The sequence below is a fragment of the Actinomadura atramentaria DSM 43919 genome (genome assembly GCF_000381885.1).
GTDB lineage: Bacteria > Actinomycetota > Actinomycetes > Streptosporangiales > Streptosporangiaceae > Spirillospora > Spirillospora atramentaria.
In genome coordinates this window covers 33,135-52,753 of sequence record NZ_KB907221.1, presented here as the reverse complement: position 1 = coordinate 52,753, position 19,619 = coordinate 33,135, and the positions used below count along the sequence as shown (strand labels likewise).

The 19,619-nt window shown below is 74.0% G+C and carries 15 protein-coding genes and 3 tRNA genes; 7 read left to right on the top strand and 11 right to left on the bottom strand.

The window, feature by feature from the left end; all coding sequences use genetic code 11:
• Positions 1-21: 21 nt before the first annotated feature.
• Positions 22-1,209, bottom strand: a complete 1,188-nt coding sequence (locus G339_RS0126665; RefSeq protein WP_019634123.1) for a hypothetical protein — start codon at positions 1,207-1,209, stop codon at positions 22-24.
• 260 nt (positions 1,210-1,469) lie between these two features.
• Here G339_RS0126665 and G339_RS0126660 point away from each other — a divergent pair, with 260 nt between their 5' ends.
• The gene (locus G339_RS0126660; protein WP_169514787.1) at positions 1,470-4,586 is read left to right on the top strand and encodes an AfsR/SARP family transcriptional regulator; all 3,117 of its coding nucleotides are present in this window, start codon (positions 1,470-1,472) and stop codon (positions 4,584-4,586) included.
• A gap of 459 nt (positions 4,587-5,045) precedes the next feature.
• Here G339_RS0126660 and G339_RS0126650 read toward each other — a convergent pair.
• From G339_RS0126650 to G339_RS0126640, 3 genes are all read right to left on the bottom strand, one after another.
• Positions 5,046-5,120 (bottom strand) — tRNA-Val (locus tag G339_RS0126650).
• Positions 5,121-5,152: 32 nt separating this feature from the next.
• Positions 5,153-5,223, bottom strand: a tRNA-Cys gene (locus G339_RS0126645).
• 39 nt (positions 5,224-5,262) lie between these two features.
• Positions 5,263-5,334 (bottom strand) — tRNA-Gly (locus G339_RS0126640).
• 213 nt (positions 5,335-5,547) lie between these two features.
• Between G339_RS0126640 and G339_RS35380 the strand changes: the two genes are divergently transcribed.
• Together G339_RS35380 and G339_RS0126630 are read left to right on the top strand one after the other, a co-directional pair.
• Positions 5,548-6,588: a chorismate-binding protein gene (locus tag G339_RS35380; protein WP_019634120.1), complete on the top strand. Its 1,041-nt coding sequence runs from the start codon at positions 5,548-5,550 to the stop codon at positions 6,586-6,588.
• Positions 6,554-7,390 (top strand): aminotransferase class IV, encoded by an 837-nt coding sequence (locus G339_RS0126630; RefSeq protein WP_019634119.1) that lies wholly within the window; start codon positions 6,554-6,556, stop codon positions 7,388-7,390. The genes G339_RS35380 and G339_RS0126630 overlap by 35 nt, the downstream gene beginning before the upstream one ends.
• Positions 7,391-7,397: 7 nt before the next feature.
• Here G339_RS0126630 and ppgK read toward each other — a convergent pair whose 3' ends face one another.
• Both ppgK and G339_RS0126620 read right to left on the bottom strand, forming a co-directional pair.
• Complete coding sequence (gene ppgK, locus G339_RS0126625) at positions 7,398-8,138, bottom strand: polyphosphate--glucose phosphotransferase (protein ID WP_019634118.1); 741 nt, start codon at positions 8,136-8,138, stop codon at positions 7,398-7,400.
• 94 nt (positions 8,139-8,232) lie between these two features.
• Positions 8,233-8,652, bottom strand: coding sequence for an SsgA family sporulation/cell division regulator (locus G339_RS0126620; protein WP_019634117.1), 420 nt, complete (start codon positions 8,650-8,652; stop codon positions 8,233-8,235).
• A gap of 316 nt (positions 8,653-8,968) precedes the next feature.
• Between G339_RS0126620 and G339_RS0126615 the strand changes: the two genes are divergently transcribed.
• Entirely contained in the window at positions 8,969-9,412 is a 444-nt protein-coding gene (locus tag G339_RS0126615; RefSeq protein ID WP_019634116.1) for a TIGR02611 family protein, read from the top strand.
• 37 nt (positions 9,413-9,449) lie between these two features.
• Positions 9,450-10,457, top strand: a complete 1,008-nt coding sequence (locus G339_RS0126610; protein WP_019634115.1) for an ABC-2 transporter permease — start codon at positions 9,450-9,452, stop codon at positions 10,455-10,457.
• Between the two features lie 41 nt (positions 10,458-10,498).
• Here G339_RS0126610 and add read toward each other — a convergent pair whose 3' ends face one another.
• Positions 10,499-11,500, bottom strand: coding sequence for an adenosine deaminase (gene add, locus G339_RS0126605; protein ID WP_019634114.1), 1,002 nt, complete (start codon positions 11,498-11,500; stop codon positions 10,499-10,501).
• Between the two features lie 111 nt (positions 11,501-11,611).
• Here add and G339_RS0126600 point away from each other — a divergent pair, with 111 nt between their 5' ends.
• Positions 11,612-12,442, top strand: coding sequence for a patatin-like phospholipase family protein (locus G339_RS0126600; protein ID WP_019634113.1), 831 nt, complete (start codon positions 11,612-11,614; stop codon positions 12,440-12,442).
• 4 nt (positions 12,443-12,446) lie between these two features.
• Here G339_RS0126600 and G339_RS0126595 read toward each other — a convergent pair whose 3' ends face one another.
• Positions 12,447-14,018: a PucR family transcriptional regulator gene (locus G339_RS0126595; RefSeq protein ID WP_019634112.1), complete on the bottom strand. Its 1,572-nt coding sequence runs from the start codon at positions 14,016-14,018 to the stop codon at positions 12,447-12,449.
• A gap of 118 nt (positions 14,019-14,136) precedes the next feature.
• On the opposite strand from G339_RS0126595, the gene ald reads away from it, so the two are divergent.
• Entirely contained in the window at positions 14,137-15,243 is a 1,107-nt protein-coding gene (gene ald / locus G339_RS0126590) for an alanine dehydrogenase (protein ID WP_019634111.1), read from the top strand.
• A gap of 4 nt (positions 15,244-15,247) precedes the next feature.
• Here the strand turns inward: ald and G339_RS0126585 are convergent, their stop codons facing one another.
• From G339_RS0126585 to G339_RS39565, 3 genes are read right to left on the bottom strand one after another with little or no spacing between them, the layout of a single operon-like run.
• Positions 15,248-17,623: a transketolase-like TK C-terminal-containing protein gene (locus G339_RS0126585; RefSeq protein WP_019634110.1), complete on the bottom strand. Its 2,376-nt coding sequence runs from the start codon at positions 17,621-17,623 to the stop codon at positions 15,248-15,250.
• A gap of 18 nt (positions 17,624-17,641) precedes the next feature.
• The gene (locus G339_RS39570) at positions 17,642-18,616 is read right to left on the bottom strand and encodes an amidohydrolase family protein (RefSeq protein WP_019634109.1); all 975 of its coding nucleotides are present in this window, start codon (positions 18,614-18,616) and stop codon (positions 17,642-17,644) included.
• 26 nt (positions 18,617-18,642) lie between these two features.
• Entirely contained in the window at positions 18,643-19,614 is a 972-nt protein-coding gene (locus G339_RS39565) for a PhnD/SsuA/transferrin family substrate-binding protein (protein WP_019634108.1), read from the bottom strand.
• Between the last annotated feature and the right edge of the window lie 5 nt (positions 19,615-19,619).

The following is a 19,619-nucleotide window of genomic DNA, read 5'->3' as shown; positions in this document are numbered from 1 at the left end:
TCTGTGAAGGGGGATCGCGCGTCAGGCGCCCGGGCACAGCCGCGGCGGCTCGGCGGGGAACACGGTCGGCACGGCGGCCGGCTGCCGGAGTTTCAACATCCGGTAGATGAGCCGCCGCATGTTCCGGTGGAACTGGCCCGGTTCGGAGGTGATCCGCCGCGCGACCGGCGCGTACAGGTCCGGCCGGTGGTTCTCGGCCGCCTGGAGGAGCTGGCGGCGGAGCCCGCTCCGACCGGTCACCCGGGGCGCGGCCTCGCCGAGCAGCGCGGCGGGCGAGGCGGGGTCGAGGTCGGCGGCGCTGAACGAGCCGAGCAGCACCGGGTTGCCGGTGACGGCGCCGTACACCGTGACCGAACCGTGATCTCCGATGACCCAGTCGGCCGCCGCGATGGCGGCGCGCCAGTCCGCCTCCACCGGCAGCAGCCCGAGGCCCCGCCGCAGGTAGCCCGCCATCCACGTCCGGATGTTCCACAGCCCGTGCGTCGACCAGATCGCCGGATGCAGCGTCGTGACGATCCGGAACTCGTCCGCCGGAAGCTCGTCCAGCAGCCGCGACCACAGCTCCGGCCGGCGCGCGAACAGCGAGTTGCGGCCCCACGTCGACGCCACCACCACGAGCCGCCGGCCGTCGCCCGCCCCCAGCGCGACCTGGTACGACGCGCGCCGGTCGAGGCTCACCCGCAGCGTGTCGTACGCCGGGTCGCCGACGACCTCCGCCACCGGCAGCGCCGCCGGGCACGTCCGCGCCAGCGTCGCCCGGTCGTCGCGGTGCGCGAGCGTCAGCGCGGACGGGACGAGCGCGCCGTCGTGGACGAGCCGCTGCGAGTCCAGCCCGTACACCATGCGGCTCCCCGCCGCCCGCCCCGCGCCGCGCAGCACCAGCTTGTTGAACCCCGCGCCGTGCGGCATCATGATCAACGGCGCGTGGATCTCGTGCGTCCCGCCGTCGCTCGCGGCGATGGCCAGGTCGAACCGGGCCGAGACCGCCTGCTCCCACGAGATCGTCACCGCGCCGAGCCGCGCCAGGAACTCCGGGACGCCCGCCCCGAAGACGTCCGGTCCCTGCGTGAAGACGGTCTGCACGCGCAGGTCGTCCTCCAGCAGCCGCGCCGCGTCCAGCAGCCGCTGCCCCGACGTCACCGTGTGGACGACGAGCAGCACCGTCCGCGCGGCGGCGCGCGTCGTGAGCCGGTCCGCGTCGGGCCCCACCGGAACCCTTCTCCACTCTCTCTCCGCCATCATGACCTTCCCCGTGCGTCCGGCCGCCCTGCGCGGCGGCCCTGCGCCGATGGTCCGTTCGGCACATTGCGGCGGGCCTTGCGGAAGACCTTGCGGCGCGGCTTGCGGCGGCGAAACGGGCGACGGCCCGAACCGGCCACGGAAGAGAAGTCTTACTCCTGGAAAAACTGACTTGACAATGAGACGATCGCCGAAGTCGACAGGCGAAGGAAATGTCTTCGGGAGCGCGGATGGAATTCCGCATACTGGGGCCGCTGGAGTTGTGGGCGCACGGTGAGCGTCAGCAGCTCGGCTGGGCCAAGGGACGTGCCGTTCTCGCCGTTCTGCTGCTCGCCTCGGGACGCCCGGTGCGGGTGGAGGCGCTGATCGACCGCGTATGGGGTCCGGACGCGCCACCGAGCGCACGAACCTCGCTCCACACGGAGGTCTCACGCCTGCGCAGACGTCTCACGGCCCTCGACGGCCGACCCCGCGTGCAGAACCGCGACGGCGCGTACAGCCTCGACGTGGCCCAGGCCGAGATCGACTACGAGCGATATCGGCGACTGCGCGAGCAGGCGCGTTCCGCCATCGCCGACGGTGATCAGCGAGGCGCGCTTTCACTCCTGCGCGAGGCACTTCTGCTGTGGCGCGGGACGCCCCTCCAGGGGATTGAGGGAACGTGGTTCGACCGCATGCGGCGGACCATCGAGGACGATCTCGTCGACGGCGCGCTGGACCGTTTCAAAATTGAATTGGCGCAGCACGATCCGGCCGCCGTGATCCCCGAACTCGACGACCTCGCCACGCGCTACCCGAACCGCGAGGGATTCGTCCGGCTGCTGATGCTCGCCCTGCACCGCGCCGGCCGCCCGGCGGACGCGCTGCAAAGCTACGCGCGGCTGCGCGACCGCCTCACCGCCGAACTGGGCGTCGACCCCAGCGCCGAGACCGAGGAACTGCGCCGCCGCATCCAGAACGCCGCTCCGGCCCGCCCCGCCCCGGCCCGCCGCGCCGCCGCCCGTCCCCCCGACGACCTCCCGCGCGACCTCGACACCTTCACCGGCCGGGACGCCGAACTCGACCGCCTCACCGCGCTCGCCGCCCGGCCGGGCGCGGCCGCCCCCGTCATCGCGATCGACGGGATGCCGGGCGTCGGCAAGACCACCCTCGCCGTCCACCTCGCCCACCGCCTGGCCGACCGGTACCCGGACGGCCGGATCTTCCTCCCCCTCCGCGCCCACGCCCCGGACGGCGCCCCCGTCGACCGCGCGTACGCCCTCATGCACCTGCTCGTCGCCATCGGCGTCCCGGAGGCCGCGATCCAGAACGAGGAGGCCGCGCGCCTCTCGCTCTGGCGGACCGAGACGGCGGCCAGGGCGCTGCTGCTCGTCCTCGACGACGCCGCCGGGAGCGACCAGGTCGAAACGCTGCTCCCGACCGGCCCTCGCAACCTCGCCGTGGTGACGAGCCGCCGCCGGCTCGCGGGCCTCGCGGCGGCCCGGCCGCTCAGCCTCGACGTCCTCACCGACGACGAGGCCGTCGAGCTGCTCGCCCGCGCGTCCGGCCGCCCCCTGGCCGCCGCCGACCCGGCGGTCGCGCGCGTCGTCCGCTTCTGCGGCGGCCTGCCGCTGGCCCTGCACCTGGTCGGCAGCAGGCTGCTGCACCGTCCGGGATGGGCGGTCGACGACCTCGTGGACGTCCTGGAGAACAGCCGCGACCGGCTCGCCGAGATCCGCGCCGAGAACCGCGAGCTGACCGCCGTCTTCGCCCTGTCCTACGACGGCCTGGACGACTCCCGGCGGCTCGCGTTCCGCCTGCTCGGCCTCCACCCGGGCGCGGACATGACGCCCGAGGACACGGCGGCCCTGCTGGGCGTCGACCGGTCCGCCGCCGTGCGGACGCTCGAGGCGTTCTTCGACGACCACCTGCTCGACACCAGCCGGCCGGGCCGCTACCGCTTCCACGACCTGGTCCGCGAGTACGCCCGCGACCTCGCCGCCGCCGACCCGCCCGCCGACGCCGCCGCGCTCGACCGGCTCACCGACCACTACCTCGCGACCGCCGTCGAGGCGGAACGCCTACTGCGCCCGGACGGCGACCGCGCCGACCCGCTGCCGGGCACCACCACGAGCCCCGCGTTCCCGGACGCCGCCGCGGCCGCTCGCTGGATGGACGCCGAGATGGACAACCTCATCCTGGCCGCCCGCGCAGCCGCCGCCCGCGGTTCCCGCGACCGCGCCGTCCGCTTCGCCGCGGTCTTGGCCCCGCGCCTGGAGTCGGCTGGACGCTGGCGCGACGGCATCGCCCTGCACGAGACGGCCGTCGCGCTCTGCCGCGAGAGCGGCGACGACGCGGGCGTGGTCCGCGCCTCGGTCGGCCACAGCAAGTTCGCCTGGCGAATGGGGGAGTCGCGGGACGCCATCAGTATCGCGAGCAAAGCCCTCGGCCTCGCGGAATCAATGCACGACGACAAGAGCTGCGGGGATCTCCTCAAACAGATCGGGCTCGTCCACTGGCATCTCTCGGAATACGACGTCGCGTCCGGCTATCTGGAGCAGGCACTGGACCGCTTCCGGCGCTGCGGCGACGCGGAAGGCGAGGCCGAGGCACTGAACACGTCCGGGATCGTCTACTGGCACCAAGGGCGCTACGCCGATGCCGATGCGCGACTGCACGCGGCGCTCGATCTCTACATCCGCCTCGGGAACCGCCGGGGCCAGCAGATCGTGCTGAACAACTTCGGCGACGTCCAGAAGGAGTTCGGCAACTACGACGCGGCACTGAGCTACTTCCTTCAGGCGAAGACTCTTGTGGAGATGCGGCGACAGCATCTCGGCATCTGGTTGAACAACGTGGCGTCGGTATATCAGAAGAAGGGTCAGCACGCGCAGGCCGTCGAACATTACCGCGAAGCGCTCGTCATCTACGGGGAGATCGGAGACCGCCGTTCGGAGAGCGACGCGCTGACGAACATCGGTGAATGCCTCGCGGAACTGGGTCGGGACGGCGAGGCGCTGATTCACCAGCAGAAGGCGCTGGCCCTCGCGCGCGAACTGGCCGACCGGTTCGTGGAGGCGCGCGCCCTGAGCGGGATCGCCGAGACGAACCTCCGCGCCGGCCGCCTGCCCACCGCGCTTGAGTACTTCGAGCGTTCCCTGGATCTGGCCAGGACCACCGCGGACGTCCGGCAGGAGGCGCGGGCGCTGGCGGGCCTCGCGGACGCCCTTGCCAGGACGGGAGGGGCGGCCGCCGCCGAACCGTACTGGCGGCGGGCCTGTGAACTCCTTGCCGGTCTGGGCGTCATGGACGAGGTGGAGACACTGCGGGCGCGGTTCGAGGGGCCGAGCGGCGCATCGGGAGCTTGAAACCGGACAAACGGCCGGTCCTGACCGAATCGAGGCCGACGAAGGTGATTTCGTCGGCCTCGGTCGTTGCGGCGCGGTCAGTCGATCAGGTGCTGAGCCCAGTCCCTGAGGAGGTCTGGTGCGCTGTTCACGGCCATCGTCATGAACATCAGCGGAATGAGGGCGCGCGCGAGGAGCTTTCCCGGATGCATCGTTTGCTTCCTGTGCGGGGCGTAAAAGCGAAATCACCGACATGATCGGCAACGCGGCAAGGTTAGCAGGATTGATCAAAACGGCAAAACGCGAAGATCGTTCCGTTAATGTAAACTGATAAGTAACTTCTTCTGTGTCGATCTAGGCATCGGTGCGCCCGTTGTCCGTTTTGAAGAGGGCGGGCTGGGGTCGACGGCGAACGCTGTGTCGACCGGACTTCCGGGACGCGGCCCAAAAGAAAAAGCCCTGGCCATCGGCCAGGGCTGGTGGTGGGCGATACTGGGATTGAACCAGTGACCTCTACCGTGTCAAGGTAGCGCTCTCCCACTGAGCTAATCGCCCGTGCGTTCTTCCGGGGGGAAGGACGTCGGTTGAGGTGGAGACGGGATTTGAACCCGTGTACACGGCTTTGCAGGCCGTTGCCTCGCCTCTCGGCCACTCCACCGAGATGGGCCTTGCCGTGCAAAACCCGAGGCCCCCTCAGAGCGGAAGACGGGATTCGAACCCGCGACCCTCACCTTGGCAAGGTGATGCTCTACCCCTGAGCCACTTCCGCGTGTGCTGCTCGGTTCCGCTCCCTTCCGGGGCGGCCCCTCGCGGCGACAGGAAGAACATTAGCGTGTTCCGCCGCGTTACCCAAACCGGTTTCCCCGGCGGCGGGGCGGCGCGGCCGGGACCTGCGGGTTCGCGCCGGACGGGGCCGCACGGCGGGGCCGCCGCGCGGGGCGGCACACTGGGCGTCCCACAGGCGGACGGTCGGGGCGGTGGCATGGTGGACGCGACGGGGCTCGGCGCGGAGGTCGCGGGCGGCTTCGCCCACGTCGGCGGGATGCTCGCCACGGACCCCGTCGAGGTCTCCCACGACCCCGCCGTGCTCGACCGGGGCGGCTGGTGGGCCGTCGTCGCCACCTACGAGGGCGCGGTCACCTGTGTCCGCTTCGCGCGAGTGCGCCGCGCCGGGCACCCGGACGGCCCGTGGCGCGCCCCCGGCCGCTGGTCGACGTCCCTGGACGCGGACGCCTACCGCGACGGCGTCCGCCGCATCCGCGCCGCCATCGCCGAGGGCATCGTCTACCAGGCGAACCTGTGCCGCGTCCTGGCCGCCGAGCTGCCGGACGGCGCGACGATGGCCGGGCTCGGAAGCCGCCTCGCGCGCGGCAACCCGGCCCCGTGCGCGATGACGCTGGACGCGGCCGGGCTGCGGATCGCGTCCGCCTCACCGGAGCTGTACCTCGCGCGCGACGGCGACGTCGTGGAGTCCCGGCCGATCAAGGGCACCGGCCGCACCGAGGCCGACCTGCTCCCCAAGGACCGCGCCGAGAACGTCATGATCGTCGATCTCGTCCGCAACGACCTGGGCCGCGTCGCGGCGGTCGGCTCGGTCGAGGTGCCCGCGCTGTGCGCGCTGGAGGAGCATCCGGGGCTCGTCCACCTGGTCTCGACGGTCCGCGCGCGGCTCGCGCCGGGAGCGGGCTGGCCCGAGCTGCTCGCGGCGACGTTCCCGCCCGGCTCGGTGACCGGCGCGCCCAAGGCCAGCGCGCTCGCGCTGCTGGCGGAACTCGAACCCGTCCCGCGCGGCCCGTACTGTGGAGGCGTCGGCTGGGTGGACGCGGACGCGCGGCGGGGCGCCCTCGCGGTCGGCATCCGAACCTTCTGGGCGCAGGACGGGACGCTGCGTTTCGGGACGGGCGCCGGGATCACCTGGGGCTCGGACCCCGAGGGTGAGTGGCGGGAGACCGGGCTCAAGGCGGCCCGGCTGTTGGAGGTGGCTTCCGGTGACGGAGCAGGGCAAGGTCTGGATCAACGGTGATCTGGTCGATCCCCGCGACGCGGCGGTGTCGGTGTTCGACCACGGCGTCCTCGTCGGCGACGGGGTGTTCGAGACGGTGAAGGCGGCGGGCGGCGAGCCGTTCGCGCTGACCCGGCACCTGCGGCGGCTCGCCGCGTCGGCGGCGGCGCTCGGCCTGCCCGCGCCCGACCAGGACGCGGTGGCGCACGGCGTGCTGGAGGTGCTGGCCGCCGCGCCGCGCTGGCCGCTCGGCCGCGTCCGGATCACCTACACCAGCGGCCCCGGCCCGCTCGGCTCCGACCGGGGCGGCGCGGGCCCGACGGCGGTGGTCGCTGCGGCCGAGCAGCGGCCGTTCCCGGCGACGGGCGCGGTGGCGACCGTGCCGTGGCCGCGCAACGAGCGCGGCGCGCTCGCGGGCGTGAAGTCGACGTCCTACGCCGAGAACGCGCTGGCCCTGGCGTACGCGCGGGAACGCGGCGCGGGCGAGGCGATCTTCGGGAACCTCGCCGGGAACCTGTGCGAGGGCACCGGCAGCAACGTGTTCCTCGTCCGCGCCGGCCGCCTGGTGACGCCGCCGCTGTCGTCGGGCTGCCTCGCGGGCGTCACGCGCGCGCTGACGCTGGAGTGGTGCGGCGGCGAGGAGGAGGACGTGCCGCTGGCGGCGCTGGCGGAGGCGGACGAGGCGTTCCTGACGTCCACGACCCGCGACATCCAGCCGATCGCGCTGGTCGACGGCGCCGCGCTGCCCGCCGCGCCCGGCCCGATCACCGCCAAGGCGATGGAGACGTTCGCGGCGCACGCCGCCGAGGTGATGGACCCCTGACCCGGGCTCAGGCGGCGGCCGCGGCCGCCAGCGCCGCGCCGACCGTCCCCGCCGCGTTGCCGAGCACGGCCGGGACGACCGGCGCGCGCACCCCGGTGACGAGCGGCACGAACCGGTCGGCCCTGCGGCTGACGCCGCCGCCGAGCACGATCAGCTCCGGCGAGACCAGCTTCTCCACGTACCGCAGGTAGGCGGCCAGCCGCTCGGCCCACGCGGGCCAGTCCAGATGCTCCTCCTCGCGCACGCGCGCGGCGGCGCGGGTCTCCGCGTCGAAGCCCTCCAGCTCCAGGTGCCCGAACTCGGTGTTGGGGACCAGGACTCCCTCGGTGAACAGGGCGCTGCCGATCCCGGTGCCGAGCGTGAGGACGAGCACGGTGCCGGTCCGCCCGCGTCCGGCGCCGAACCGCATTTCGGCGACCCCGGCCGCGTCGGCGTCGTTGAGGACGGTGACGGGCCGTCCGGTCGCGGCGGCGAAGAGGGCGGCGGCGTCCGCGCCGATCCACCGGTCGTCGAGGTTGGCGGCGGTGAGCGCCACGCCGTCCCGGACGACGCCGGGGAAGGTGACGCCGACGGGCCCGGCGCCGGGGAACCGCGCGGCGACGGCGGCGACCGCCTCCGCGACGGTCTCGGGGGCGGCGGGGCGGGTGACGGCGATCCGCAGCCGGTCGGCGGTGAGGGTTCCGGCGGCGGTGTCCACGGGCGCGCCCTTGACCGCCGAGCCGCCGATGTCGATGCCCAGGATGCTCATGCGCCCACTCTCCCCTTTCCGGGGCGTTCGCAACGGACGCGGCCGGAGCCGGATGCTTCGGACGCCGGGGGCGGCACGCGCCGTGCGGACCCGGTCACGAGGACCAGAGCAGGTTCTCCAGTTCGGCGTCGATGTCGATGAAGTCGCTCTCCCGGCCCGCCGGGACGGCCCGGTAGGTGCGGTGCAGGAACTCCGCGAGCGCGGACAGCGGCACCTCGAACAGCGCGTCGCCGAACGGCGAGGACAGCGCGAGGTTGAGCGTGTCGTCGTCCTCGGGGCCGGCGGGCCACACCTCGACGTCGCCGTCGCCGACGCGGCGGACGATCCCGACGGTCAGCAGCTCGCGCGCGAAGATCCACTCGACGGGCTCGTCGTCGCCCACGTAGAACGCCATGCGGATGGCGTACGGGTCGTCGGCCGCGTACTCCAGCCCGGCGAGCAGCGGGACGGACGCGCGGTCGGGGACGACGAGGCGAAGGCCCAGCTCTGCGGACACGGAGGTACTGCTGTTCATGGCCATTCCTTCAGACGTCGGTCCCGGCTCGTGCTCGGGCGTTCCGATGGGACACTCCTCTCACGGATGTCCCCGAGATCTATGACGCGTAACGGGGCCCGGTTGTGGGAACATTCCACGCCCCGCGTTGGGTGTGACCTATATCACGCGACGCAAACCACCCTCTGACCTGCACAAAAGTGGACATATGTCCGCGCTGTCAGGGGCGTTCACCGTGCGTGCGCCCGTCCGATGTGTGACGATCGAGGGTGCTCGGTCGTTAAGGGGGGCGGGCCGCGAGGCCCGGAGTCAAGATCCTCTGGCGTAGGGTAAAAACGTGGCGACCAACCAGCAGAACGACGCTCCGGCGGCGGTTCCCGAGCAGGGCGGCGAACCGGGCGCGATGAGCCGCTTCCGGGAACGCATCCGGCGCAACCCGCTGCTCAACACCACCTGGCGCATCGGCGTCTTCACCGTCGGCATGACGGTGCTGGTCGGCGGCCTGGTGATGATGGTCGCCCCCGGGCCCGGCATCCTCGGCATCGTCGTCGGCCTGGCGATCCTCGCCACCGAGTTCGCCTGGGCGCAGCGCGCGCTCCACCACGCCAGGCGCGCCGCCGAGAAGGCCAAGGAGAAGGCCCTCGACCCGCGGACCAAGCGCCGCAACACGGTCCTCGCCGTCCTCGGCGGGCTGGTCGGCGGCGCGGCGGTCATCGCGTACCTGGTGCTCTACCACTTCCACCTGCCGTGGAACATCGCCGACTGGACGCCCTGGTCCTGACCACTGCGGGCCGTTCCGCCGGGGTACGGGCCCGGACGTGGACGATCACGCCCGCCGCCCGACCGGCCGCGACCGCTGGGCCGCGTTCCGCGGCTCGCCGTTCCTGCCCGCCGTGGTCCTGGTGCTCATTCTCGCCGCGGCGGCCGGGCTGTTCGCGGGGTCCTACACCTACGCGATGGCCAATCCCGCGCCCCGGCACGTCCCGATCGCCGTCACCGGCGACCAGGCCCGCGCCGCGCCGCTCGTCGCGGCGTTGGATCGTTCCCTCTCGACCCGGCTGGCGGTCCGCGAGTACCCGTCGTACGCCGCCGCGCTGCGGGCCGTGCAGGAGCAGCGGCGGTTCGCGATCCTCGACGCCGGGCCGTCCGGCGCGCGGCTCGACCTGGCCGGGGCGGCCGGGCAGTCCGTCGCCCGGCTGCTGGCGCTGGCCGCGCCGAAGGCGGCGCGTTCCGCGGGCGAACCGCTGGCGGTCCGCGACGTCAGACCGCTGCAGCCGACCGACCCGCAGGGCCTGGCGATCTTCTACATCTCGCTGGCCTCGGTGATCATCGGGTTCGTCGGCGCGATCCAGCTCAGCGTCCACGCGCGGGCGCTCAACGCGGGGGAGCGGGTCGCGTTCATCGCCGCGTACGCGGTGCTCGGCGGGTTCACGATCGCCGCCGTCGTGGACTGGCTGCTGGGCGTCCTGCGGCTCCCGTTTGCCGAGTCGTGGGGAATCCTGTCGCTGACGATGTTCGCCAGCGGCATGGTGTTCACGATGTTCAACACGCTCGTCCGGCGCTGGGCGATGATCCCGACCTGGGGGCTGATGGTCCTGCTCGGCAACCCGTCGTCGGGCGGGGCGGTGTCGTGGCCGCTGCTGCCGTCCGGGCTCGGGGCGGTCGGGCGCTGGCTGCCGCCGGGCGCGGCGGTGAACGCGCAGCACACGGCGATCTACTTCCGGTCGCACCAGCACGTCGTGCCGTTCCTGGTGCTCGCGGCGTGGGCCGGGGTGTCGCTGGCGGTGTTCCTGGCCTGGCGGCACCGGCACCCCGGCGGACGGTAGGCGTCGCGGCGGTGAGCGCCCGGATTGTTCGGTCGGGACGCTCAGGCGGCGGCGTAGGTTTCGAGTTCCGTGATGTAGGCGTCCCTCGTCGTGCGGGGGAGCCAGGCGGCGTCGAAGGCGTTGCGTTCGAGCCGGACCAGGTCGTCGCGGTCCAGGTCGAGTTCGCGTCGGACGAGTTCCAGGTTCTCGGCGACGTACGCCTGGAAGTACGCCGGGTCGTCGGAGTTGATCGTCACGCGGAGGCCCAGGTCGAGCATCCGCCGGACGACGTCGGTCTTCGGCCCGTCGGTGACGAACGCGTTCGAGACCGGGCAGACGGTGAACGCCAGGCCGCGCCGGGCGGCCTCCGCCGCGAGCGCCGGGTCGTCCAGCGTGTTGACGCCGTGGTCGATCCGGTCGACGCCGATGACCTCCAGGCACTGGCGGATGTGCTCGGTGGAGTTCTCCTGGTTGACGTCGCAGTGCATCGTCAGCAGATATCCCTCGGCGCGGGCGCGCGCGAAGACGGCGGCGAACTTCTCCGGCGGGTTTCCGCGCTCGTCGGAGTCCAGTCCGACGCCGACGATCCATTCCCGGTACGGCAGCGACTCCAGCAGCGTCGCCATCGCGTATTCGGCGGAGAAGTCGCGCAGGAAGCACATGATGAGCTGCGCGCGGATTCCGTGCAGCCGCTCGGCGTCCAGCAGCGCCCGCCGCAGCCCCCGGATCACCACGTCGAACGGGACGCCGCGCGAGGTGTGCGCCTGCGGGTCGAAGAAGATCTCCGCGTATCTGACGTTCTGCGACGCGGCCTTGGCCAGGTACGCCGAGGCGAGGTCGTAGAAGTCCGGCTCGGTCAGCAGCACCCGCATGCTGTCGTAGTAGCCCACGAGGAACGACGTCAGGTCGTGGAACTCGTAGGCGGCGCGCGCCTCTTCGACGGTCGAGTACGGCAGTTCCACGCCGTTGCGGCGGGCGAGCTCGAATTTCAGCTCGGGCTCCAGCGTCCCCTCGATGTGCAGGTGCAGTTCGGCCTTGGGCATTCCTGCGATGAACGGGTCCACGGCTCGTCTCCTTCCGGGTGTTCCGCTTCCTCTACCGTTCCCACCTCGGGGTTCGCCGTCCCGTGTCAAGTCTGGAATGTCCGGGTACGGGCCGCGGGAGAGGGGGATCGCATGTCGCGGGCAGTCGTGCTCGGGTCCGGCCTGGTCGCCGGCCCGCTCTGGCAGGCGGGGCTCATCGTCGGGATGCGCCGGGAGGGGACCGACCTCGGCGACGCCGACCTGGTCGTCGGCACGTCCTCGGGCGGCGCCATCGCCGCGCTCGCCGCGTTCGGCGACGAGCTGGCCGACGCGATGGACGACATCATGGCCGCCCGCCGCGTCATGCCGATGCCCGAGGTCGAGGCGGACCAGTTCATGCGCACGTTCCGCGCCGCGTCGCCCCCGGCGGACGAGGGCGCGGCGGCGCGGCGGAAGCTCGGCGCGGAGGCGCTCGCCGCCGACACCGCGAGCGAGTCGTTCCGACTCGACCCGATCGTGGACCGGCTGCCGTCGCGCGCGTGGCCCGACCGGCCGCTGGCCCTGCCGACCGTCGAGGTCGAGAGCGGCGAGCGCGTCGTGTGGCGGAACGGCGGCGCGGGTCCGCTGCCGGACGCGGTGCGGGCCGCGTGCTCGCTGCCGCACGTGTTCCAGCCCGTCGAGATCGGCGGCCGCCACTACTTCGACGGCATGGCCTACTCGTTCACCAACGCCGACCTCGCGGCGGGGTGCGACCGCGTCCTGATCCTGACGCCGCTGCGGCACCTGCTGTCGGAGGAAGCCTTGCGCGACGACCTCGCGGGGCTGTCGCCGGAGCAGACCGTCGTCATCGGCCCGGACGACGAGACCAGGGACGTGTTCGAGCTGGAGCTGTTCGACCCGCGCGCGGGCTACGCGTCGTACCGGGCGGGCCTGCGGCAGGCGGCAGCCCAGGCGGGGGAGATCGCGGCGGCCTGGGCCGGCTGAGCCGTCACGCGGTGCCGCGCGCCCGGCGCAGCTCGTCCGCGAGCAGGGCGACGTGCAGGGAGACGCGCAGGTCGGGGTCGTCCAGGCTCGCGCCGAGCGTCGATTCGATGCGGGCCAGCCGCGCGTAGAACGCGGGCCGCGACATGGGGATGCCGGCGGCCGCCTCGGACTTGCTCCCCGGATGCTGCAGGAGCGCGCGCAGGACCGTCAGGAGGTTGTCGCCGTGCGCCGCGTCGTGCGCGCGCAGCGGGTCCAGCTCGCGGGAGACGAACAGCCGCAGCCGGTCGTCGTCGGCCAGGAGCGTGAGCAGGCCGCGCAGGTGGACGTCCTCCAGCCGGTGGACGACCGGGCCGCCCGCCCCCGGCCGGACGGCGTCGGCCACCTGCCGCGCCTCGCGCAGCGTCCGGTCGACGCGGGCGGCGGCGTCGACCGCGCGGCCCGCGGCGATCACGACGCGGTGGCGGGCCGCGATCCGCGCCGCGAGCCGGTCCACGACCGCGTCCGCGGGCGCCGACGCGGGCACCGAGACCAGGGCGCGCACCTCCCGGTCCATCTCGCTGACGAGCGCGGCCGCGTCCTGGTCGTGCAGGGCGTGGACGGTCGCGGCCAGGACGTCCTCCAGCGGCCGCCCGGCGCCGGGCCGCACGACGAGCCCGACGAACCGCCGCCGCACCAGCGGGAACCCCGCCAGCTCGCACCGCCGCAGCAGGTCCGGGACGGTCGGGTCCGCCAGCAGCCCGGTCAGCAGCTCGTGGTGCGCGCGCCGCAGGTGGTGGTCGCGGTTCCGGTCGTGCAGCCGGTGCAGGGCGAGCGCGGCGGCGGCCCGTTCGGCGATGGTCACCAGCGTGTGCCCCGGCGGCGCGGGCGCGTGGACGACGAGCCGCCCCCACTCGCGGTCGCGCGGCCCGAGCCGGGTGACCAGCCAGCCGTTCGCGCGGTCCCAGTGCGTCCGGTCGGCGGGCCGGACCGCGCGCGACCGGGCGGACCAGTCCCGGAGCAGGTCCGCGACGTCCTCCGGCCCCGCCACGTAGTCGAGGACCTGGTGCCGCGCGCTCTCCAGCACCACGGCCGCGCCGGAGAGCCGCTGGACGGTGGCCAGGATGTCGCGCGGCCCGGCCTGGGCGAGGCTCAGCTCGGTGAACGTCTCGTGGACGCGCTCGGCGTCGCGGAGTTCGGCGAGCTGCTCGTCCACGATGCGCTCGCCCACGGCCTGGATGATCGCGGCGAAGCCCGTCTCGCGGCGCAGGACCAGCAGCGGGAGGCCGTGCCGCTCGCACGCGCCGACCAGGGCGTCCGGCAGCGCGTCGCGCCAGCGCCGCCCGAGCTCGACCATCAGCCCGGCGGCGTCGGCGTCGGCGAGGCCCGCGACGAACCCGACCAGCGCGTCCTCGCCGCCGGGCAGGCCCGCGCCGGTCGTCAGGACGAGGTCGCCGCCGCGCAGCGCGACGTCCGCGATCTCGGCGGCGTGGACCCAGCGGACGGCCCGGCCGAGGCGCGCGTGCCCCGCGACGACGCCCGGGTCGGCGGCGCGGACCACGGGGACGGCCAGCACGTCCCGCAGGGTCAGTTGGGTCATGGCGGACCGAGCCTACAGATTGTCTCGTTCGCCGGGAATAACGGACGGTCTGCGGCGACCCGGCGGCCGGGCCCGGCCGGACGATGTGTCCGAACCGACCGACGACGAAAGGCCCCCCATGAGGATCGGCGTCCCCAAAGAGGTCAAGAACCACGAGTACCGGGTGGCGATCACGCCCATCGGCGTGCGCGCGCTCACCGGGCGCGGCCACGAGGTCCGGATCGAGCGCGGCGCGGGCGGCGGCTCGGCCGTCGGCGACGACGAGTACGTCGCGGCCGGGGCGGTGATCGTGGACGACGCCGACGACGTGTGGGGCGGCGCGGACCTCGTCCTGAAGGTGAAGGAGCCCGTCGCGGAGGAGTACCACCGCCTCCGCGAGGGCCTGACGCTGTTCACCTACCTCCACCTGGCGGCGGACGCGCCGCTGACCGGGCGGCTGCTGGCCGCGCGCGTCACCGGCATCGCGTACGAGACCGTCCAGCTCCCGTCCGGCGGGCTGCCGCTGCTGTACCCGATGTCGGAGGTCGCGGGCTGCCTCGCGCCGCAGGTCGGCGCGCACGCGCTGCTGAAGGCGCAGGGCGGCCGGGGCGTGCTGCTCGGCGGCGTCGCCAACGCCCGGGTCGTCGTGATCGGCGCGGGCGTGGCCGGGCAGAACGCGGCCAACATCGCGCTCGGCATGGGCGCGGACGTCACGCTGCTCGACACCGACCTGGACAAGCTGCGCATGTCGTTCTGGCGGTACGGCAACCGGGTCCGGGGGCTGGCGTCGTCGGAGCTGGCGATCGAGGAGCAGGTGCGGCGGGCCGACCTCGTCATCGGCGCGGTCCTCATCCCGGGGGCCGCCGCGCCCAAGCTCGTCGGCAACGGGCTCGTGGCGGCGATGAAGCCGGGGTCCGTGCTCGTCGACATCGCCGTCGACCAGGGCGGATGCTTCGAGGACACGCGGCCGACGACGCACGACGACCCGACGTACCGGGTCCACGGCTCGACGTTCTACTGCGTCGCGAACATGCCCGGCGCGGTGCCGCGCACCTCGACGTACGCGCTGACGAACGCGACGCTCCCGTACGTCGTGGCGCTGGCCGACAAGGGCTGGCGGCGGGCGCTGGCCGACGACCGCAGCCTCGCCCGCGGGCTCAACACCTGCGGCGGCCGTCTCACCAGCGCACCCGTCGCTGACGCCCTCGACCTCCCGGGGACGCCGCTGGACGACGTCCTCGGGTAGCGCGTCACCCCGTGAGGGTCAGCGCGGCGGCCACGACGGCGTCGGCGTCGAGGCCGTGGTGCCGGTGGACGTCCGCGAGGCCGCCGCTCTGCCCGAACGCCGTCACCCCGAGATGCGCGGCGGGGACCTGCCGGACGGTCGCGAGGAACGCGAGCGTGTGCGGGTGCCCGTCGAGCAGGGTGACCATCGGGCGGGCGCGGTCGGCGGGGAACAGCGCGTCCAGGATCCAGGTCGGCGCGCCGCCGAGGCCGCGCCGCGCCTGCTGGGCGCGGAACAGCAGGTCCGGGCTCGTCACGCAGACGACGTCCGCGCCGACGCCGAGCGCGTCGAGCCGGTCGGCCGCCGCCAGCGCCTCGGGGACGAGCGCGCCGACCGCGACCAGCGCGACGCGCGGGTCGGCGGCGCGGCGCAGCGCGTACCCGCCCGCGACGACGGACCGGCGGCGCTGCTCGCGGGCCGCCGGGTCCGCCGGGACGGCGGCGAGCGTCTGATCGACCGGCCGGGTGGACAGCCGCAGGTACGCCGACGTCCCGTCCGGGCCGCCGAGCCGGGCCAGGCAGTCCAGCAGGCACCACTCGGCGTCCAGCGCGAACGCCGGTTCGTAGGCGACGCAGCCCGGCTGCTCCAGCCCGATCGACGGCGTCTTGATCGACTGGTGCGCGCCGCCCTCCGGCGCGAGCGTCACCCCGGACGGCGTCCCGACCAGGATCGACCGCCCGCCCGCGTAGATCCCGAACGACCACGGCTCCAGCGCGCGCTCCACGAACGGGTCGTACAGCACGCCGATCGGCAGCAGCGGCTGGTCCCAGCGGCTCCACGTCGCGCCCAGCTCGCCGAGCAGCCCGACCAGGTTCGTCTCGGCGATGCCGAGTTCGATGTGCCGCCCGGCCGGGCGCTCCCGCCAGTGCAGGATCGTCTCGGCGTCGTCGGCGAACCAGTCGGCGCGCTCCTCGGTGGACCACACGCCGACCTTGTTGACCCAGCCGCCGAGGTTCGTGCTGGAGCTGACGTCGGGGCTGACGGTCACGACGCGCGCGGCGGCGTCCGGGGCGGCGCGGTTCAGCTCCAGCAGCGTCCGGCCGAGCGCGGTCTGCGTGGCCTGGACGCCGGACGGGGTGCGGCCGAGGTCGGCGGGCACCGCGACGGGCGCGGGCGCGGCGGGCTCCGGGCGGCGGAGCCGCGCGGCCGTCGCGGACAGCAGGCGGTCCTCGGGGGAGTCCGGGGCCGGGCGCGTCCAGGGCCGCGCCGGGTCCGCGCCGAGACGGGCCGCCAGCTCCGTCATCTGCGCGTCGGTCAGCAGCGCCGAGTGGTTCTGCGGGTGGCCCTCGATGGGCAGGCCGTGGCCCTTCAGCGTGTACGCGAAGATCACGGTCGGGCGCGTGTCGTCGATCGCGGCGAACGCGGCGCGCAGCGCGGCCAGGTCGTGGCCGCCGAGGTCGCGGACGGCGGCGGCGAGGTCGGCGTCGGGGACGTCCGCGACGAGCGCCGCGACGGCGGACGCGTCCGGGCCGTCGCCCGGCAGCGCCGCGCGCAGCTCGTCGGGGCGGCGGCGCAGCATCCGCTGGTACTCGGCGTTCGGCATCGCGTCGATGCGGCGGCGCAGCGCGTCGCCGTGCGGGCGGGCGAACAGCGCTTCCAGCCGCGTCCCGTACTTGGCGGTGATCACCTGCCAGCCCGCGGCGGCGAACACGCCGGGCAGCCGCGTCCCGGCCATCGCGGGGACGACCCGGTCGAGCGACTGCCGGTTGAGGTCGACGATCCAGTTGACCTCCCCGAGGTCGGCGACCATCGGGTCCAGGACGGCCTCCCAGACCGCGCCCTCGTCCAGCTCGGCGTCGCCGACCAGGGACCATTGGCGGCCCGTCCCGCCCGCCGCGAAGTGGTCGCGGACGTAGCGGCGGGCGACCGCGCCCCAGATCGGCGCGGTCGCGCCGATGCCGACCGAGCCGGTGGAGTAGTCGGCCGGGACCGGGTCCTTGGACCGGCTCGGGTAGCTCTGCAGGCCGCCGAACTGCCGCAGCGTCGTCAGGTCGTCGGCGTCCAGGCCGCCCAGCAGATACTCCAGCGCGTGCAGCACCGGCGACGCGTGCGGCTTCACCGAGACGCGGTCCTCGGCGCGCAGCTCCTCCAGCCACAGCGCCGTCATGATCGTCACCAGCGACGCGCTGGACGCCTGGTGCCCGCCGACCTTGAGCCCGCCCGGGTTCGGCCGGACGCGGTTGGCGTGGTGGACGATCGAGGTCGCGAGCCACAGCACGCGCCGTTCGACGGCCCGCACCGCCGCGTCGGTGTCGGGCTCGGCGGCGGGCTCGGTGTCGGTCAGGTCGGTCATCAGGTCCATGACGCCTTCCGTGGCGGTTCCGGTGTCGAGAGTGGTCATGCCCGGTCCGGGCGCCGTTCAGCGTTCGAGCTTGAGCAGCCGTGCGGCGTTCCCGCCGAGCATCGCGTCCGCCGCGCCGTCCGGCAGGTCGAGCGCCGTGATTGCGCGGACGTAGGCGGCGATGCCCGCCGCGCCCTTCGCCTCGACGGAGCCGACGCCGGAGAAGTCCTGCGGATAGTCGGTGCCGAACACGAGGTTCGCGGGGTCGAGCGCGGTGAGCGCGCACGCCAGCGCGCCCTCGCCGCCCTCGAACCCGGCGAGGTCGAAGTAGATCCGGCCGAGGTAGTCGTCGAAGGACCGTTCCAGGTGCGGTCCGAAGCGGTGCTGCTTGCCGCGCAGCCGCTCGGTGATCGCGGCGATGCCGCCGCCCATGTGGCTCATGACGAACGTCAGCGCGGGGAACCGGTCGAGCAGGCCGCTGGCGATGATCCGCGTCGTCTGCAGGACGAGGTCGAGTTCCCGGCCGACGATCCGCGACAGGTCGTAGTCCCCGATGAGCGCGTACCCGCGCGGCGGCATCGCGGGGTGGACGAAGATCGGCACGTCCCGCTCGCACGCCTTCGCGTACAGCGGCCACAGCTCGGGCGCGTCGAGCGGGAGCCCGTCCGGCTGGGACGGGAGGCTGAGGCCGCGCAGCCCGAGGTCCCCGAGCGCGCGGTCGACCTCCTTGAGGGATTCGGCGGTCATGCCGCGCGGCACGTGGGCGAGGCCCGCGAAGCGGTCCGGCCGGGACGCCTGGAGCTCGGCGAAGGCGTCGTTGGTGACGCGGCACTCCGCGGTGGACGCGTCCCAGCTCAGGATGCTGGACAGGACGGCGACGTCCACGCCCGCCGCGTCCATGACGCGCAGGCGCTCGGCCGTGTCCGACAGCCCCGGATGGCTGTTGATCTTGGTCATCCCGGCGGGCGCGACCTGGGTGTCGCTGCGCCCGGCGTCGTAGCGGGCGACCAGCGCGGGCGGGACGTAGTGGTGGTGGCAGTCGATGACGGTCAACGGGGGTCTCCTCGGGCGGTGGGCGGTCAGACGCGGTAGTCGTCCTCGACGGCGGTGAGGAACGCGTCCTCGGGGGCGAGCCGTTCCGCGCAGACGCCCTGCTCGTGGCAGTGCCGCAGGAACGCGTCGAGCGTGGTCCGGTTGGCCGCGACGCCGTACGGCCAGCCGTGGCCGGGCAGGGACGGGTCGGCGGCGGTCTGCGGCAGCCACGGCACGGGAATGCGCGACACCGCCGTGTCCGCGAGGCGTTCCAGGCTGGCGTCGCGGGCCTGGCAGAACGCCTTGAACAGCGACGTCGCGAGCCAGGAGTGCTCGTCCAGCAGGCGGCGGCGGACGGCGACCGTGTGCATGATCGGGTAGATGCCGGTCTCGGCGTAGTATGCGCGTTCCCGTTCGCGCGCGTCCGCGAGCAGCGGGCGGAACTCGGCGCCGTCCAGTCGGGGCTCGCGCGCGGTGATCAGCGCGTCCAGCTCCCCGTCCGCGAGCATCGCGCTGAGGGACCGGTCCGCGACGGGCGTGATCGCGACGCCGTCCGGCAGGCGCGGCGGGACGTGCTCGCGGCGGCCGGGCTGCCGCAGCCCCGCCTGCGTCCACGCGACGGAACCGAGCGCGACGCCGTGGTGCTCCAGCACGGCGCGCGCGTAGACCCCGGCCGTCTGCACCCATTCGGGGACGCCGACGCGCTTCCCGGCCAGCTCTTCCAGCGACGTCAGCGGCGAGTCGTCGCGGACGACGAACGCGCGGTGCCGGAACACCCGCGAGGTGAACACCGGCAGCGCGACGAACGCGTCGCCGCCCTCGGCCCGGTACTGCGCGTACCGGGCCATCGACACCTCCGCGACGTCGAACTCGCCGTGGACGAAGAACCGGTGGAAGATCTCCTCCACGGGCAGCGTCATCCAGACCGGGTCCGCGCCGTCCACCGGGACGGTCCCGGCGGCCAGGTCGCGGACGTGGTCGTAGTCGGCGGTGGCGGCCGACAGCCGTACAGCGCTCACGGACG